Source organism: Pseudomonas sp. rhizo25, assembly GCF_031931935.1.
Lineage (GTDB): Bacteria > Pseudomonadota > Gammaproteobacteria > Pseudomonadales > Pseudomonadaceae > Aquipseudomonas > Aquipseudomonas synxantha.
Genome location: NZ_JAUJXA010000001.1, coordinates 627433 through 644445, shown reverse-complemented (window position 1 = coordinate 644445; position 17013 = coordinate 627433). Strand labels below are relative to the sequence as shown.

Sequence of the window (17013 nt, the reverse complement as noted above, 5' to 3'; positions counted from 1 at the left end):
GCCTCAGTGTGTGGTCGCCAGCGCCAGCGCTGGTTTGGGCCTGTGGAAAAACCGTTCAAGGTACAAGTATATGACCGGCGTAGTGAACAGCGTCAGTGCCTGGCTCACCAGCAAGCCACCGACTACCGCGATGCCCAACGGCTGGCGCAGTTCCGCACCCGGACCCGAGCCCAGCATCAACGGCACTGCCCCAAGCAAGGCGGCGAGGGTGGTCATGATGATCGGCCGGAATCGCGTGACGCAGGCTTCGTAAATCGCATCCTCCGGCGGCAAACCGCGTACGCGTTGGGCTTCCAGGGCAAAGTCGATCATCAGGATGCCGTTTTTCTTCACAATGCCGATCAGCAATACCAGGCCGATCAAGGCCATGATTGAAAAATCCTGGCCCAGCAACCACAGCATGACCAGCGCACCGAGGCCCGCCGAGGGGAGGGTGGAAATGATCGTCAGCGGGTGCACGAAACTCTCGTACAGCACACCCAGGATAATGTAGACCGCCACCAGCGCCGCAAGGATCAACCACGGTTGGCTGGCCAGCGAACTCTGGAACGCCTGGGCCGCGCCCTGGAAGTTGCCGATCAGGGTACTCGGCATGCCGATGTCGTTCTTGGCCTGGTCGAGCATGATCACGGCATCGCCCAGGGCCACGCCGGGCGCCAGGTTGAACGACAGGTTGGCGGCGGGGAACATGCCGTCATGACTGATGGACAGCGGCCCGACAGTGGGCGGGTCGACCCTGGCCAGCGCCGACAACGGCACCATCTCGTTGGTCAGCGGCGAACGCAGGTAGAAGTAATTGAGGCTTTCGGCTTTGCCGCGCTGTTGGCTGTCCAGTTCGAGTATCACTTGGTATTGGTTGATCTCGGTCTGGAACTCGTTGATCTGGCGCTGGCCAAAGGCGTCGTACAGCGCCTGGTCGACATCGGTGGCGGTCAGGCCGAAGCGGGCAGCGGCCTGGCGGTCGATACTGATGTGGGTGATGCTGCCGCCCAGTTGCAGATCATTGGACAGGTCGCGAAACGCCGGGTTGGCGCGCAGTTTTTCGGTGAGGCGTTGGGTCCAGGTGTTCAGCGTCGGGCCGTCATTGCTCTTGAGCACATACTGGTACTGGGCGCGGCTGGGGCCGGAGCTCAGGTTGATGTCCTGGCCAGCGCGCAGGTACAGCACGATACCCGGCACCTTGGCCAGTTGTGGGCGCAGGCGATCGATGAATTGGCTGGCAGATACGTCACGGTCACCGCGGTCTTTCAAGGCAATCCAGAAGCGCCCGTTGGCGATGGTCTGGTTGCTGCCGGTGACGCCCACTGAGTGGGAGAAGGCTTGCACTGCCGGGTCGGCCTTGACGATCTCGGCCAGTGCCTTGTGCTTGGCGACCATGTCCGGATACGACACATCGGCCGCCGCCTCGCTGGTGCCGAGCACAAAGCCGGTGTCCTGGACCGGGAAGAACCCCTTGGGGATAAACACGTAGCCGACCACGGCCAGTGCCAGGGTCACCACGAAGATCGCGGCCATGCTGCGTTGATGCGCCAGCGCACGGCGCAGGTTGCGTGCATAGCCGGCCAGCAGGCGTTCGCTGAAGGTGGGCTTGGCGTGGGCGTGATGGGTGGGTGCACGCATGAACAGGGCCGCCAATGTCGGTGCCAAGGTCAGCGAAACCACCACCGAAATCAGGATGGTCGAGGTGGCTGTCAGCGCGAACTCCTTGAACAGCCGCCCGACCACGCCGCCCATGAAGAGCAGCGGAATAAACGCCGCCACCAGCGAGAAGCTGATGGACACCACGGTAAAGCCAATCTCGCCGGAGCCCTTGATCGCGGCTTCGCGCTTGCCCAGGCCCGCCTCCAGGTGCCGGTGAATGTTCTCCACCACCACAATCGCATCGTCGACCACAAAGCCCACGGCAATCACGATGGCCACCAAGGTCAGGTTATTCAGGCTGAACCCCATCAGGTACATCAGGGCGAAACTGGCAACCAGCGATACGCCAAGCACAGCCGACACAATCAGCGTCGCCGACAGCTGGCGCAGGAACAGCGCCATGACCGCCACCACCAGCAGGATAGCGATCAGCAGGGTCATTTCCACTTCATGCAATGAGGCGCGGATGGTTTTGGTGCGGTCGGTCAATACACTCACCTGCACCGAGGCCGGCAACATGCCTTGCAGGCGCGGCAGTTCGGCTTGAATGCGGTCGACGGTCTCGACGATGTTGGCGCCGGGCTGACGTGAAATCACCAGGTTCACGCCCGGGGTATCGCCGGACCAGGCTTGCACGTAGGCGTTTTCTGAACCATTGACGACTTTGGCGATATCACGAAGTTGCACCGGCGCGCCGTCCTTGTAGGAAACGATCAGCTGACCGTATTCCTCCGGGTGAAACAGTTGGTCGTTGGTCGACAGGGTCGACACGCTGTTCTCGCCATAGATCGCGCCCTTGGCCAGGTTCAGGCTCGATTGCTGGATGGTCAGGCGAATATCGGCGAGGGTCAGGCCGATGGCCGCGAGCTTGTCAGGGGATGCCTGCACACGAATCGCCGGACGCTGCTGGCCGGTGATGTTGATCTGGCCGACGCCGTCGATCTGGCTGATCTGGCGCGCCAGCAGGGTTTCCACGTAGTCGCTCAGTTCGGTGCTGGGCATGCTATCTGAGCTGACACTGAGGATCAGCACCGGGCTGTCCGCCGGGTTGACCTTTCTCCAGGTCGGCAAACTCGGCATATCGCTGGGCAGCTTGCCCGATGCGGTGTTGATGGCGGCCTGGACTTCCTGGGCGGCGGTGTCGATGCTTTTTTCCAGGGTGAATTGCAGGGTCAGTTGGCTGGACCCCAGGGCGCTGCTGGAAGTCATCTGGGTCATGCCGGGGATGGCACTGAATTGCACCTCCAGGGGCGTGGCCACCGATGAGGCCATGGTGTCCGGGCTGGCGCCGGGCAGCTGCGCGGTGACCTGGATCGTTGGGAATTCCGCTTCCGGCAGGGGCGCTACAGCCAGGCGCGGGAAGGCAATGATCCCCAGCAGTACGAGGGCGAAGGTCAGCAGCAGGGTGGCGACCGGGTGATCAACACACCAGGCCGAGGGCGAACGGCCGCCGTTCATGGTTGCACCTTGGCGTCAGCGGTCTGGATTACTTGCGGCGGCTCCTTGAGCACCTCCACCCGGGCACCGGCCTTGAGCCGCGACTGGCCGTCGCTGACCAGCACATCCCCGGCCTGCACGCCCTTGATAATGTTGATCTCGCTGTCCTGGTAGGCGACCTGCACCGGCACCACCTCCACGGTGTCATCGCTCACCCGGTACACGAAGTGCGAGTCCAGGCCACGCTGCACCACGGTCGGCGGCACCACCAGGGCGTTCTTGTCGAGGGCGGTCTGGATCTTGATGGTCACCAGTTGCCCCGGCCACAGCTTTTGCGATGGGTTATTGAACTCGGCCTTGGCCCGCAGGGTGCCGGTGGTGGAACTGATCTGGTTGTCGATCAGGCTCAGGTGGCCTTCGCCGAGCAGGTCGCCGGTCTGGCCGTCGGTGTCGGCGCCCAGGTAGGCATCGACACTTGCCCGGGTCGGCGCGGCAATCAGGCCCTGCAAGGTCGGCAGCATCTGCTGGGGCAGGGAGAACGTCACGGCTATCGGGTCGATCTGGGTGACTGAAAACAGTCCCTGGGTGTCGCTCATGCGCAGGAAGTTACCTTCATCCACGCTGCGAATACCTACGCGGCCACTGACCGGGGATCGGATCTGGGTGTAGGAAAGTTGTACCTGAGCCGCATCTATCGCAGCCTGGTTGCCTTGCGCCGTGGCCTTGAGCTGGTTGACCAGTGCCTGTTGCTGGTCATAGGTCTGCTTCGACACGCCGTCGTCAATGCTCAGCTCCTTGTAGCGCTTGAGGTTGACCAGTGCCACTTGCAGTTGCGCCTGGCTTTCGCCCAATTGCGCCTTGGCCTGGTCGAGGCTGGCCCGGATAGAGCGGTCGTCGATGCTAGCCAGCAAGTCACCGGCTTTTACCAGTTGGCCTTCCTTGACCAGCAGTTTGGTGAGGATGCCGTCGATCTGCGGACGAATCACCACACTGTGCAACGACAACACCGAGCCGATGCCGCTGACGTACCGCGCAACATCCTGCTGCACCACGCTCACCACCCGAACCGGAATTGCGCTGGGTGCTGCCAGCCGGGTCTTGGCTGGGCGGGTCAACGCCCAGGCTGCAACGCCCAGTATCAGGAGTACGCCTACTATCAAGGCCGTGTTTCGTTTTATGTGCATGGAAAGACGCCAGCGGCGCAGTTGCAGGTTTCAAGCTGCACGCTGCAAGTTGAAGTTAGAATGAGTGCTTTATAGCGCTGTCATGCGGTCAGCACAGTGACGGCAAACTGACAGCGGTGACAGCTGGGGGTTGAACTTGCGGTTGAAGCTTACCGCTGGCAGCTCCAGCCCCGTATACTCGCGTTTTTACGCCTATAGCTGCGCCGGAGCCCCTATGTCTTCCCCCACCCAACCCCCTGTCGAAGCGGCCGAACTCGTCGACCTGGCCACTGCCGATGGCGTTGAAAAAGCCGAGATCCCGGCGTTCAAGTTCCCCTTCAAGCCGGGCGAGCTGGCCGCGGTCAAGCATGCCGGCCAGCCTTGGTACAAAGGCGGTGCCAAGAATGGCCATGCCAAGACGCCAGGTATGGCGCCACCTGGCACTCGTCGTTCCATGGGTAAACGTTAGGATCAAAGCTTGTTGCGCTGTATCGGCTGTTGCCTACAGCGCGCGTAGATATTTCTGATTGTAGGTCCGCGACCATTTCTTGAAAGCTGGCACAGTACTTTACTCCGCCCCAATGATGCTCATCGGGTGCGGTGAGCCAGTTTTTCCCGGAAAAGGACGTTCCTGTGGCCCTGATACACATTTGTGCTGTGTTTGCTCTCTTGCTGTCGACGACTGTTGCTGCCGCCAGCGATCAACCACGACACGAAATCCGTTTCGCCGTCGCCGCGCACTTCCCGCCGTTCCAACACCGCAACTCCCAAGGGCAACTGGTGGGGTTGAATATCGAACTGGGTAACGCCCTGTGCGAGCAACTCAACGTGCGCTGTACCTGGGTCGACCAAGTGGTCATGGAAAATTTCCCGGCCCTGGACGGCCGAAAGTTCGACGCGATCATGGGCATGGCGCCGACGTCGAATCGGCGACAACAGGTGAGCTTTACCAATGCGCTCTACCCCATCACCACCCGCTTGGTGGCCCGTAAAACCGCAGGCCTGACCCCTGATCGGCGGTCGCTCAAGGGCAAGCGTGTCGGGGTCTTGATCAGAAGCAATCGTGAAGCCTTTGCCCTGTCGCAGTGGGCGCCGGCAGGCGTGATCATCAAGAGTTTCTGGCTCAATGATCAACTGATCAACAGCCTCCTCGCGGGCGATATCGATGCGACCCTGCAAGGTGCGGTAGAGATACGTGAGGCCCTGCTGGACACGGCTCAGGGCCTGGATTTCGATTTTCTCGGCCCGGTTGTTTCGTCTGACCTGTTGGGCGACAGCGTGGCGATCGCAGTGCGCAAGCTCGATACCTCGTTGCGCAATGAACTCAACCATGCGCTTGAAGAGCTGATGCAAAACGGTGAATACCAGCGCATCGTCGAGCCCTATCGTCTCGATGTGCTGCCATCCAGTCCGTGATGGCTGGGGGCGAGCCCCCATTGACATGAGGCGCACCCGCCAAACCCCCATCAGCGGTCAGGCCGCCCTCAGTGAGATAAACGCATAGTTGGCCGGCACCTCGGTGGCAATCTGCGCACCGGCGTCCAGCAGTTGTTCGGCGATATCCATCCCGGACACATGGAACACCCATTCAGTGGCCATGGCTGGCTGGTCGGTCGCCTGCTCAATGGCGTGGGTGAATGCCTGCATATCTGGCAGGTACGCGGTAAAGCCATCGCCCTTGAGCGCAGTTGTCCGAATGCCGAGCAACGCGCACACCGCCTCCTTGGCCTGCACATCATCACGGTCGGCCTGGCGCGAACGACGGATCAGTTCAACCAGTTCCAGGTCCATCAGTTCGCCACCAACGATCAGCGCCGGACCCTGTTCCCAGGACTGCGGCGGGCAATCCTTGGCACTCGGGTTCAGCGGGATATGCGGGTTGATCTCCATCGGATAGATCCGGCACACCAGAGGGCGTCGTTCGTAGATGCGACAGCGGTTGTCTTCGTCAAGATTCCGGCAGGGGCCGGCGTTGTAGGCCGCAAAGGTGATTGCCACGAACGCCTCGGTATTGCCGCTGGGCACAATCACTGAACGGCGCTCGGCGTGCTCGCGTTGTTGCAGGGGCAAGCCCAGGCCGTTACGCAGGAAGCCTTCGACCAGAACGATGACATTACCGCCGTCCGCCGCCCATTGCCGGGCCTCTTCGAGGGTCAGGGGCACGTGATGGTCGTTGCAGCATTTGCCGCAACCTACGCAGGAAAAATGAGTGTTCATGGCGGATCTGTCACCAGGCAAGTTCAGAGGGAACGCTTGAGTGGTGACGGGTTTTTACCTCTATCCACCGCTCGGGCTCTCTGGAAGCAAGTTATGCGCCAGTGGTTATCAGTCCTTGGTCACTATGTCCCGTAGGACAAATTTCATACCCGCACTTTCATACAGCTGCCGGGCACGCAGGTTGCTCTCCAGCACCTTAAGATCCACATAAGGTTCGCCGCGCTGCTTGAACATCTGGAAGGTCTGCAGCAACAAGGCTCGGCCCAGTCCCTGGCCTTGGGCGCAAGGGTGCACGGAGAGGTTCTTGATAAAGGCACTGGTCCAGCATTGCGCCACCCCGAGGATGCCGCCGGCGTTACTGGCTACCAGGCACAGTGTCGGATCGAACTCGGCATTGGTGACGAATTGCCGGCGCCATTCATCCAGCCGGGCGACACGGCCGCCGCCCTGGTCCTGGGTCATGCGCAGCACGGCATGGATCGCCGGGGCCAGTTCATCCCGGTAATGATCCAGCTGCGTATCCGCTGGCCACTGCGGGGCGGTCAGGCTGCCTGTGAGGTCGCGACGCAGCAGCTGGAAATAATCGGCCAACGCCTACAGGCCCTTTTGCGCCACGGCTTTGGCGGCCACGACCAGGCACTTGGTCAGTTCCGGCGATGAGAACTTGGTCAGCACCGCATCGGCACCGGCCAGGCGGGCTTTTTCGCTGTTCATCGCGCTGTCCAGGGAAGTGTGCAACAGCACATAGAGGTCCTGGAAGTCTGGGGTTTCGCGCAGGGTACGGGTCAGGGCGTAGCCGTCCATCTCGGACATTTCGATGTCCGACACCACCACGTTGATTTGCTCGCCGGTGCCTTGCAGCTCCAGCAACACGTCGATGGCCTCCTTGGCGCTGCGGGCGGTGTGGCAGGTCAGACCGAGGTTGCGCAGGGTGTGTACCGATTGCTGCAGGGCCACCTGGCTGTCGTCCACCACCAGGATGCGCGCATTGCCCAGTACTTCGGCTTCTTCCATGGTCAGGTCGGTCGGCGCCGCTTCAATCGGTGCCGGGGCGATGCCGTGGATGACTTTCTCGATATCCAGCACCTGCACCAGGCCACCTTCCACCTGGGTCACCCCGGTGATAAACGCCCGATTGCCGCCAGAACCGTAGGGGGGCGGGCGGATATCGGTGGTCAGGCAATGCACGATCTTGCTCACCGCCTGCACATGCAGGCCCTGCTTGGAACGGCTGACATCGGTGACGATCAGGCAGCCGCCGTCCGGGTCTTGCAAGGGCATTTCGCCCAGGGCGCGGCTCAGGTCGATCACCGAAAGTGAAGCACCGCGCAAGGTGGCGATGCCTTTGACGTGGGGATGGGACTCCGGCAGCTTGGTCAGCGGCGGGCAGGGTATGATTTCACTGACTTTCAACAGGTTGATAGCCATCAGCTTGCCGCTGCGCAAGGTAAAGAGCAGAAGCGAGAGTGAGTCTGCGCGGGCTTTAGTGGTGGACATAAAAACCTTCTGTGGATCAGGGATGACAATCATCTATGGAAGGTTATCGACTCGGCTGGCCTGGGCTTTAACCGGATTTTGTGTCGGGCACTGCTAATGTGGGAGGGGGCTTGCTGCCGATAGCGGCGTGTCAGCCAGCAGATGTACAACTGATCCACCGCCATCGGGAGCAAGCCCCCTCCCACATTGGGTTATGTATCAGCCTTTCCAGGCCTGGGGATTCACCAGATCCTGCGGGCGCTGGCCCAGCAGCGCGCTACGCAGGTTGGCCACGGCGCGGTTGGCCATGGCTTCGCGGGTTTCGTCGGTGGCCGAGCCGATATGCGGCAGGGTCACGGCATTGCTCAACTGGAACAGTGGCGATTCGGCCAGTGGTTCCTTTTCATACACATCCAGGCCGGCACCACGAATACGTTGGGTTTGCAACGCTTCGACCAGCGCCGATTCATCCACCACGGGCCCACGGGAAATATTGATCAGGATCGCGCTGGACTTCATCAGACCCAATTCGCGAGTGCTGATCAGGTGTTGGGTCTTGTCGCTCAATGGCACCACCAGGCAGACAAAATCCGCCTCGGCCAGCAACTGGTCCAGGCTCCGGAACTGCGCGCCGAGCTCTTGTTCCAGCGCGGTCTTGCGGCTGTTGCCGCTGTACAGGATCGGCATGTTGAACCCCAGGCGTCCACGCCGGGCTACGGCTGCGCCGATATTGCCCATGCCGACGATGCCCAGGGTCTTGCCGTGCACATCGCAGCCAAACAACGGTGCGCCCACGCTGGCTTTCCAGTGGCCGGCCTTGGTCCAGGCGTCCAGCTCGGCCACCCGGCGTGCGCTGCTCATCAGCAGGGCAAAGGCCAGGTCGGCGGTGCTTTCGGTGAGCACATCGGGGGTGTTGGTGAGCATGATCCCGCGCTCATTGAAGTACGGCACGTCGTAGTTGTCGTAACCCACCGACACACTGGACACCACCTCCAGCTTGCTCGCGCCTTCGAGCTGCTCGCGGCCGAGCTTGCGGCCCACACCTATCAAGCCGTGGGCGTGGGGCAGGGCTTCGTTGAACTGTGCGTTGATATCCCCCTGTTTGGGATTGGGCACTATCACCTCGAAATCCTGTTGCAGGCGTTCGATCATGGGCGCGTTGATGCGGCTGAAGGCCAGGACAGTCTTTTTCATTGCAGGCGGGCTCATCGACTACGGAAGAATGCCAAGCACGCTAACATTCCCGCCGTTGATTGTCAGGACACTCTAGCTCTAAAGGGGGGGGCAGGCTCTGAATGTAGGAGGGGGCTTGCTCCCGATGGCTATGGTTCAGTCAAAACATTTAGTGACTGACACCCTGCTATCGGGAGCAAGCCCCGTCCCACAGTTGTTCTGTGTTGTCGGGCAGAAATCAGGTCGCCATCCGCACGCCACCCAAACCACCACTCAACTCATACGCCACCAGCTCAGCCTGGTGCGCCGCCAGGATCTCCGGCAACGAACCGCGCAGGTATTCCACCCAGGTCTTGATCTTTGCATCCAGGTATTGGCGCGAGGGGTAGATGGCGTACAGGTTCAATTCCTGGGAGCGGTAGGTCGGCATCACCCGCACCAGTGTGCCGTTGCGCAACCCTTCGATGGCGGCATACACCGGCAACAGGCCGACGCCCATGCCGCTGGTGATTGCGGTTTTCATCGCGTCGGCCGAATTGACCAGGAACGGCGAGCTGTTGATCGCCACGCTTTCCTGGCCTTCGGGGCCGTTGAAGGTCCATTTGTCCAGCTGGATCACCGGGCTGACCAGGCGCAGGCACGCATGGTTGAGCAAGTCCTGGGGCCGCTGTGCGCAGCCCTTGGCCTTGACGTATTCCGGTGAGGCGCAGGCGATGCTGTAGGTGATGCCCAGGCGCTGGGACACGAACCCAGAGTCCGGCAGTTCGCTGGCCAGCACGATGGACACGTCGTAGCCCTCGTCGAGCAGGTCCGGCACGCGGTTGGCCAGGGTCAGGTCGAAGGTCACGTCGGGATGGGTGCGGCGGTAGCGGGCAATCGCGTCGATGACGAAGTGCTGGCCGATTCCGGTCATGGTGTGCACTTTGAGCTGCCCGGCGGGGCGGGCGTGGGCATCGCTGGCTTCGGCTTCGGCCTCTTCCACATAGGCGAGGATCTGCTCGCAGCGCAGCAAATAGCGTTTGCCGGCCTCGGTCAGCGCGATACGCCGGGTGGTGCGGTTGAGCAAGCGGGTTTGCAGGTGGGCCTCAAGGTTGGAGACCGCGCGCGAGACATTGGCCGTGGTGGTGTCCAGTTGCACGGCGGCGGCGGTGAAGCTGCCGGCTTCGGCCACGCAACTGAAAGCGCGCATATTTTGCAAAGTGTCCATGGGGTGTTCTCAAGGGAGATAGCAAATTGTGACAGAAAGTAACGCCGTCCAGTGATCCCTACCAACGGATTATCGCCTGAACGGTAACAAAGATTCACAGGAATGCCAGCTTATCGTCCTCCTTGCCGCCGCCTAGAATTGCGCCACCTCTTGCGCAACACCCTCTCAGGAATTCGCTTGCCGTGCCGCGTCACATCAGCAGAGAGCTGAAGACTCTCAGTGTTTGGGCCTTATCGTTAGCCATCAGCGGCTGCATCGGAACCGGAGGAATCGCCCCCCAAGGCCACGCCCTCAACGCCAATACTTTGGCCACCGACGAAGCCATTCAAGACGCCGCCCAGGACGCCCACTGGCCCACCACCCAATGGTGGCAAGCCTACGGCGATCCGCAACTCAACCGCTGGGTCGAACTCGCCACCCAGAACAGTCCCAGCCTCGCCATGGCGGCCGCCCGCGTGCGGCAAGCGCGGGCGCTGGCCGGGGTGGCAGAGTCGGCAGAGTCGTTGCAGATCAACAGCGACACCACCCTCAAGCGTCACAATTGGCCGAAAGATCAGTTCTACGGCCCCGGCGAACTGAGCGGTGCCAACACCTGGGACAACAATTCATCCCTGGGCCTGAGCTACGCACTCGACCTGTGGGGGCGGGAAAGCAACAACACCGAGCGCGCCGTCGACCTCGCCCATATGAGCGCCGCCGAAGCGCGCCAGGCCCAGCTCGAACTGCAGAACAACGTGGTGCGCGCCTATATCCAGCTGTCGTTGCACTACGCCAACCGCGATATCGTCGCCGCCACTCTGGCCCAGCAACAGCAGATTCTCGACCTGGCCCACAAACGCCTGGCCGCCGGGATCGGCACGCACTTCGACGTCAGCCAGGCCGAAAGCCCGCTGCCGGAAACCCATCGCCAGCTGGATGCCCTTGACGAAGAAATCGCCTTGAGCCGTAACCAGCTGGCGGCGCTGGCGGGCAAAGGCCCGGGCGAGGGCGCGCAGTTGCAACGCCCGTGCCTGGCCCTCGCGGCACCTTTGAAACTGCCTTCGAGCCTGCCGGCGCAGTTGCTCGGTCAACGCCCGGACGTGGTCGCCAGCCGCTGGCAGGTGGCGGCCCAGGCCCGTGGCATTGATGTGGCCCACGCCGGTTTCTACCCCAACGTCGACCTGGTCGGCAGCCTCGGCTACATGGCCACCGGCGGCGGCATGCTGGAATTCCTGGCGGGGAAGAAATTCAACTACAACGTTGGCCCGGCGATCACCTTGCCAATTTTTGATGGCGGCCGCCTGCGCGCCCAACTGGGTGAAGCCAGTGCCGGTTATGACATCGCCGTCGCCCAGTACAACCAGACCCTGGTCAACGCGCTCAAGGGCGTCAGCGACCAGTTGATCCGCCGCGAGTCCATGGACAAGCAGTCGGCCTTCGCCGCGCAGTCGGTGGCCTCGGCGCAGAAAACCTACGACATCGCCATGATCGCCTACCAGCGTGGCCTCACCGATTACCTCAATGTGCTCAACGCCCAGACCCTGCTGTTCCGTCAGCAACAGGTCGAGCAACAGGTGCAGGCGGCACGCCTGAGTGCCCACGCCGAACTGGTGACCGCCCTGGGCGGCGGCCTCGGTGCCGGCAACGATGTGCCCCAGGATGCCAAGACCCTTCCGAGCAAGACCCCGGCGGCGCTTGCCGTGTTTGATCACTGAGTAGGATTTGATGACTCCCTTGCCTGCACCGCTGCGCTGGCTGCATTCCCTTGAGTGGCGCCGTGGCTTTTTCGACTGGGCACGCAGCGACGGCGTGACCTGGGTGTATATCTTCAAGGTGCTGGTCGCTGCGTTTCTCACGCTGTGGCTGGCCATGCGCCTGGAGTTGCCGCAACCGCGCACGGCGATGATCACCGTATTTATCGTAATGCAGCCCCAAAGCGGCCAGGTGTTCGCCAAAAGTTTCTACCGCTTCCTCGGCACGTTGGCGGGGTCGGCGGTGATGGTGCTACTGATCGCCTTGTTTGCGCAGAACACCGAACTGTTCCTCGGCGCGCTGGCGATCTGGGTGGGCATTTGTACCGCCGGCGCCACACGTAACCGCAACTTCCGCGCCTATGGCTTTGTGCTCGCCGGCTACACCGCAGCGATGGTCGGCCTGCCGGCCCTGGCCCACCCGGACGGCGCCTTTATGGCGGCCGTGTGGCGGGTGCTGGAAATCTCCCTGGGGATTCTGTGTTCGACGCTGGTCAGCGCGGCCATCCTGCCGCAGACCTCCAGCGCGGCCATGCGTAACGCGTTGTACCAGCGCTTTGGCGTGTTCGCGCTGTTTGTCACCGACGGCCTGCGTGGGCGCAGCCAGCGCGAGCATTTCGAGGCCAGCAACGTACGCTTTATCGCTGAAGCCGTGGGCCTGGAAGGCTTGCGCAGCGTCACCGTGTTTGAAGACCCGCACATGCGTCGGCGCAATGGGCGACTCAGTCGCCTCAACAGCGAATTCATGAGCATCACCACGCGCTTCAACGCCCTGCACCAGTTGCTTGAACGCTTGCGTGCCGATGAGGCTGATCATGTGGTCGCAGCGATCAAACCCGGCCTGCAAGACCTGGCCGAAGTGCTCGACAGCTTCTCCGGTCGCGCCCTCACCAGCCCGGATGCCGCACGCCTGGTCAATCAACTGAGCGCCTACAAGGACGGCCTGCCTGCCAAGGTGCGCAGCCTGCGGGCGAGCTTCCAGGACGATAACCCTACCGAAGCCGAGCAACTGGATTTCCATACTGCCTACGAGTTGTTGTACCGCTTCGTCGACGACCTGCACAACTACGCGCAAACCCACGCGTCCCTGGCCGACCACCACCATGCGCGGGAAGACTGGCACGAGTCCTACACGCCAAAAACCAACTGGTTGGCCTGCGCCGCCGCCGGGGTACGGGCCTCATTTATCCTTGTCGTACTGGGCAGTTACTGGGTCGCCACCGCCTGGCCCAGTGGCGCGACCATGACCTTGATCGCAGCGGCCACGGTGGGCCTCTCCGCCGCCACACCCAACCCCAAGCGCATGGCGTTCCAGATGGCCTGCGGCACCTTGATCGGCGCCTTGGTCGGCTTTGTCGAAATGTTCTTCGTGTTCCCCAGGATCGACGGTTTCCCGTTGCTGTGCGTGATGCTCGCACCGGTGATCATCTTCGGGGCCTTTCTCTCTTCCCGCCCCAGGTACGCCGGTGTCGGTGTGGGGCTGTTGATTTTCTTCAGCACCGGCTCGGTGCCGGACAACCTCACGGTCTACAACCCCTACACCTTTATCAACGACTACATCGCCATGGTCATCGGCATGCTGGTATGCGCGGCGGCAGGGGCGATCATCCTGCCGCCCAACAGCCGCTGGCTGTGGCGCCGCCTGGAGCAGGACCTGCGTGAGCAGGTGGTATATGCGATCAGCGCCAAGCTCAAGGGTCTGACTTCGAGCTTTGAAAGCCGCACCCGCGACCTGCTGCACCAGGCCTACGGCCTCGCGGTCGGCCAGCCGCAGGTGCAGCGCGACTTGCTGCGCTGGATGTTCGTCGTGCTGGAGGTCGGCCACGCGATCATCGAGCTGCGCAAGGAGCAAGCGATCCTGCCGGTGCACCCGGCGTATGCCGAGTCCCAGCCGTGGCGCCAGGCAATCCGTGTGATGGGCCGTTCGCTGGTGCGCTTGTTCCTGCAACCCAGCGCCAGCAACCTGGAGCGCGGCTTGATCGCCGTCGACCATGCGATCAGCCGCGTACAGGCCACCGATGAACCTTTCGCCCCGCACTTCGATACCTCGGCCCTGCGCCGGGTGAAGAGCTACCTGCACTTTATCCGCACTTCGCTGCTCGACCCGCAATCGCCACTGGCGGCCCTAAAAGGAGCCTCGAATGCCCCGTGAAATCGCATTTCATGGCATCTATATGCCGACCATGACCCTGATGTTCCTGATCGCCGCGGTGTTGGCCTGGGCGATTGATCGCTTCCTGGCCGGGTTCGACCTGTATCGGTTTTTCTGGCACCCGGCGTTGCTGCGCCTGAGCCTGTTCGCTTGCTTGTTCGGCGCCCTGGCGCTGAGCGTCTACCGTTGAGAATGCCCCGATGAAAAAGTTTTTCAGCCTGCTCGCGACCTTGCTGGTTCTGGCCTTGGCGATCTGGATTGGCCGCACGTTGTGGGTGCACTACATGCAAACGCCATGGACCCGCGACGGCCGCGTACGCGCCGACATCATCAACGTCGCGGCTGACGTGACCGGCGAGGTGGTGGACGTGCCGGTACGCGATAACCAGTTGGTAAAAAAAGGCGACCTGCTGATGCAGATCGACCCCGAGCACTACCGCATTGCCGTCAAGCAAGCTCAATCGCTGGTGGCCTCACGCAAGGCTACCTGGGAGATGCGCAAGCTCAACGCCCACCGCCGCGCCGACCTCGACGCCCTGGTGATCTCCAGGGAAAACCGCGACGACGCCAGTAATATCGCTGACTCGGCCCTGGCCGATTACCAGCACGCCCTGGCGCAACTGGAAGCCGCCGAACTCAACCTGAAACGCACCCGCGTGCTGGCGGCGGTGGACGGCTACGTCACCAACCTCAACGTGCATCGCGGCGACTATGCGCGTATCGGCGAGGCGAAGATGGCTGTGGTGGATATGAATTCCTTCTGGGTCTACGGCTTCTTTGAAGAAACTAAGTTGCCCCACGTCAAAGTCGGGGATAAAGCCGATATGCAATTGATGAGCGGCGAGACCCTCAGGGGCCATGTGGAAAGCATCTCCCGCGGTATCTACGACCGTGACAACCCTGAGAGCCGCGAGCTGATTGCCGATGTGAACCCCACGTTCAACTGGGTGAGGCTGGCCCAGCGCGTGCCGGTGCGCATTCACATTGATGAAGTGCCCGAGGGCGTGCTGCTGGCGGCTGGCATCACCTGCACCGTGATCGTCAACCCAACACAAAACTAAAAACTGTGGGAGATTCAAATGTGGGAGGGGCGGTGCGACGATTCGACTTGCCCCCGATGGCGGTGGGTCAGTCACAGATGTGCTTACTGACACTCCCTCATCGGGAGCAAGCCCCCTCCCACATTTAGACCCGTGTTATGCCTTGATAAAGGTCTCATGCAAGTGCCGCCAAAGCAGCGCACCACTGGCCTGTTTCTCAAATACTACCGTGGCGCGGCGGTCGGTCTGGGTGCCGCTGTCGTCAATCTGATGCTCGCGATACGTGACCGTCGCGCCGCGTGCATGGCGGTCGATGCCGGTCATTTCACTCAAGGTGATTTTCAACCCCGGGCGCATCCCGCCCAGGCGCGTGAACAACGCATTGACCCCGGCCCTGTTGACCCGCGTGCCGGTGGCGGGCGCGATCATGCTGAACTCGGGTGAGAAGCGCGCCAGCAGGTTTTGCAGCGTGCCCTCAGGCGCAACACCGGCAAACCATTGCTCGATCTCGACGTGGGTCTGGATCACTTCTTCAAAAAAATCACTGTAGTCAATCATGCTTGGGCTCGCTGGAAGGGTGAAGCAGGCTGCGTACCCTGGACGCATCCAGGCGCAGCACTGCGAAAAGCGGCAACAGGGTCAAGGCTGCCGCCATCGTGAAGGTTATGGCGAAGGAATCCAAGGTCGACAGCACGGCACTGAGCACGGCGGCACCTACGCAGAAACTTACTTGGCGGTTGATATTCCACAAGGCACTGGCGTGGCCCATGCGCTCGGCGGGGATATCCAGAAAGGCCAGGGTCTGTGCGGTGCTGCTGCACAGGCTGCCGCCCAGGCCCATCAACACATAGGCGGCAATGATCAGGGCCGGCTCGTTGAGCAACAGGATGCCGCCGCATTGCAGTGTCATGCCCGCCACCAGCAAGGGTTTCGGACCACAACGATTGAAGAGTTGCTTGCTCAGGTAGATCGCCATGGCCGAGGCCAGGGCCCAGGGCAACATGAGTGCGCCGGTCTGGGTAGCGTCATACCCCAGGCCGCGTACATAGAGGATGGCAATCAGGCTGGTGCCGATAAATACCCCGGGAATGCACAGGTAGACCAGCATCGCCACGCGCAGCATCGGGCTGGCGGCCTGTTTGAAAATACTGCCCAGGTCCAGGGGCGGGCGCGTGCTTGTGGGCACATCGGGTTTTATCCACAGGAGTGTCAGCAGCAGGGTGATCAAGGCCAGTGGCAGGTTGGCGTAGAAAATCCAGCGCCAGGACAGGCTGTCGACAATCACCCCGCCCAACGCCGGGGACAGCGCCGGCACCAGCAATGCCACCGACATGACCCGCGCCGTCAACTGGCTGCGCTCGGCCGCTGGAAAGTGCCGGTAGGCCATGGCTTGCCCCACCGGAATCAACAAGCCGCCGCCGAGTCCCTGCAAAGCGCGCCAGCCGATCAACGCATCGATGGAACCGGCCTGGCCGACCATCACCGAGGCTCCTGCGAACAGCAGCAGACTGGTAGCGATCAGTGTGCGCTCGCCCATGATTGCCGCCAGCCATACACTCAAGGGAATAATTACCGTCAACCCGAGCATGTAGGCATTGCTGATCCACGCCAGCTGCGTGACCGAAGCGTGCAGCTCGCGAGCGATATCCGGGTAGGCGACGGTGGCGACAAACATGTTCACCAGGTCCAGGGCGAAGCCCAGTAAAAAGATCCAGGCGACTTTCGAGCAGTAGTTCATGAACGCTATCCTGCGAATGAAGCGTGCAGGGTAGGGCGG

The 17013-nt window shown here is 61.9% G+C and carries 15 protein-coding genes; 6 read left to right on the top strand and 9 right to left on the bottom strand.

The window, feature by feature from the left end; genetic code table 11:
* Positions 1-3: 3 nt before the first annotated feature.
* Complete coding sequence (locus QZR30_RS03015) at positions 4-3099, bottom strand: multidrug efflux RND transporter permease subunit (protein WP_046070974.1); 3096 nt, start codon at positions 3097-3099, stop codon at positions 4-6.
* Entirely contained in the window at positions 3096-4262 is a 1167-nt protein-coding gene (locus QZR30_RS03010) for an efflux RND transporter periplasmic adaptor subunit (RefSeq protein ID WP_056845490.1), read from the bottom strand. The genes QZR30_RS03015 and QZR30_RS03010 overlap by 4 nt, the downstream gene beginning before the upstream one ends.
* 214 nt (positions 4263-4476) lie before the next feature.
* Between QZR30_RS03010 and QZR30_RS03005 the strand changes: the two genes are divergently transcribed.
* Together QZR30_RS03005 and QZR30_RS03000 are read left to right on the top strand one after the other, a co-directional pair.
* Entirely contained in the window at positions 4477-4710 is a 234-nt protein-coding gene (locus tag QZR30_RS03005) for a hypothetical protein (RefSeq protein ID WP_046070976.1), read from the top strand.
* A gap of 164 nt (positions 4711-4874) precedes the next feature.
* Positions 4875-5657 carry a transporter substrate-binding domain-containing protein gene (locus QZR30_RS03000; RefSeq protein WP_046070977.1) on the top strand — a complete coding sequence of 261 codons (783 nt, stop codon included), beginning with the start codon at positions 4875-4877 and terminating at the stop codon, positions 5655-5657.
* A gap of 57 nt (positions 5658-5714) precedes the next feature.
* On the opposite strand, the gene QZR30_RS02995 is transcribed toward QZR30_RS03000, so the two are convergent.
* From QZR30_RS02995 to QZR30_RS02975, 5 genes are all read right to left on the bottom strand, one after another.
* Entirely contained in the window at positions 5715-6458 is a 744-nt protein-coding gene (locus tag QZR30_RS02995) for a YkgJ family cysteine cluster protein (protein ID WP_056845489.1), read from the bottom strand.
* Positions 6459-6566: 108 nt separating this feature from the next.
* Positions 6567-7049 (bottom strand): GNAT family N-acetyltransferase, encoded by a 483-nt coding sequence (locus QZR30_RS02990; RefSeq protein ID WP_046070979.1) that lies wholly within the window; start codon positions 7047-7049, stop codon positions 6567-6569.
* 3 nt (positions 7050-7052) lie between these two features.
* A complete protein-coding gene (locus tag QZR30_RS02985) occupies positions 7053-7955 on the bottom strand; it encodes a chemotaxis protein CheV (protein WP_043049769.1) in 903 nt (300 codons plus the stop codon).
* 198 nt (positions 7956-8153) lie between these two features.
* Positions 8154-9128, bottom strand: a complete 975-nt coding sequence (locus tag QZR30_RS02980) for a 2-hydroxyacid dehydrogenase (protein ID WP_046070980.1) — start codon at positions 9126-9128, stop codon at positions 8154-8156.
* Between the two features lie 217 nt (positions 9129-9345).
* A complete protein-coding gene (locus QZR30_RS02975) occupies positions 9346-10314 on the bottom strand; it encodes a LysR family transcriptional regulator (RefSeq protein WP_043049771.1) in 969 nt (322 codons plus the stop codon).
* Positions 10315-10496: 182 nt separating this feature from the next.
* Here QZR30_RS02975 and QZR30_RS02970 point away from each other — a divergent pair, with 182 nt between their 5' ends.
* The 4 genes from QZR30_RS02970 to QZR30_RS02955 are packed head-to-tail and all read left to right on the top strand — an operon-like array spanning position 10497 to position 15257.
* Entirely contained in the window at positions 10497-12008 is a 1512-nt protein-coding gene (locus tag QZR30_RS02970; protein WP_056845487.1) for an efflux transporter outer membrane subunit, read from the top strand.
* 10 nt (positions 12009-12018) lie between these two features.
* Positions 12019-14196, top strand: coding sequence for an FUSC family protein (locus QZR30_RS02965; protein WP_046070982.1), 2178 nt, complete (start codon positions 12019-12021; stop codon positions 14194-14196).
* The gene (locus QZR30_RS02960; protein ID WP_046070983.1) at positions 14186-14386 is read left to right on the top strand and encodes a DUF1656 domain-containing protein; all 201 of its coding nucleotides are present in this window, start codon (positions 14186-14188) and stop codon (positions 14384-14386) included. Before QZR30_RS02965 ends, QZR30_RS02960 begins: the two co-directional genes overlap by 11 nt.
* A gap of 10 nt (positions 14387-14396) precedes the next feature.
* On the top strand, positions 14397-15257 hold the full coding sequence (locus QZR30_RS02955; RefSeq protein ID WP_056845486.1) for an efflux RND transporter periplasmic adaptor subunit: 861 nt from the start codon (positions 14397-14399) through the stop codon (positions 15255-15257).
* A gap of 135 nt (positions 15258-15392) precedes the next feature.
* On the opposite strand, the gene QZR30_RS02950 is transcribed toward QZR30_RS02955, so the two are convergent.
* Complete coding sequence (locus QZR30_RS02950; RefSeq protein WP_046070985.1) at positions 15393-15794, bottom strand: nuclear transport factor 2 family protein; 402 nt, start codon at positions 15792-15794, stop codon at positions 15393-15395.
* On the bottom strand, positions 15787-16974 hold the full coding sequence (locus QZR30_RS02945) for an MFS transporter (protein ID WP_046070986.1): 1188 nt from the start codon (positions 16972-16974) through the stop codon (positions 15787-15789). The genes QZR30_RS02950 and QZR30_RS02945 overlap by 8 nt, the downstream gene beginning before the upstream one ends.
* Positions 16975-17013: the final 39 nt, after the last annotated feature.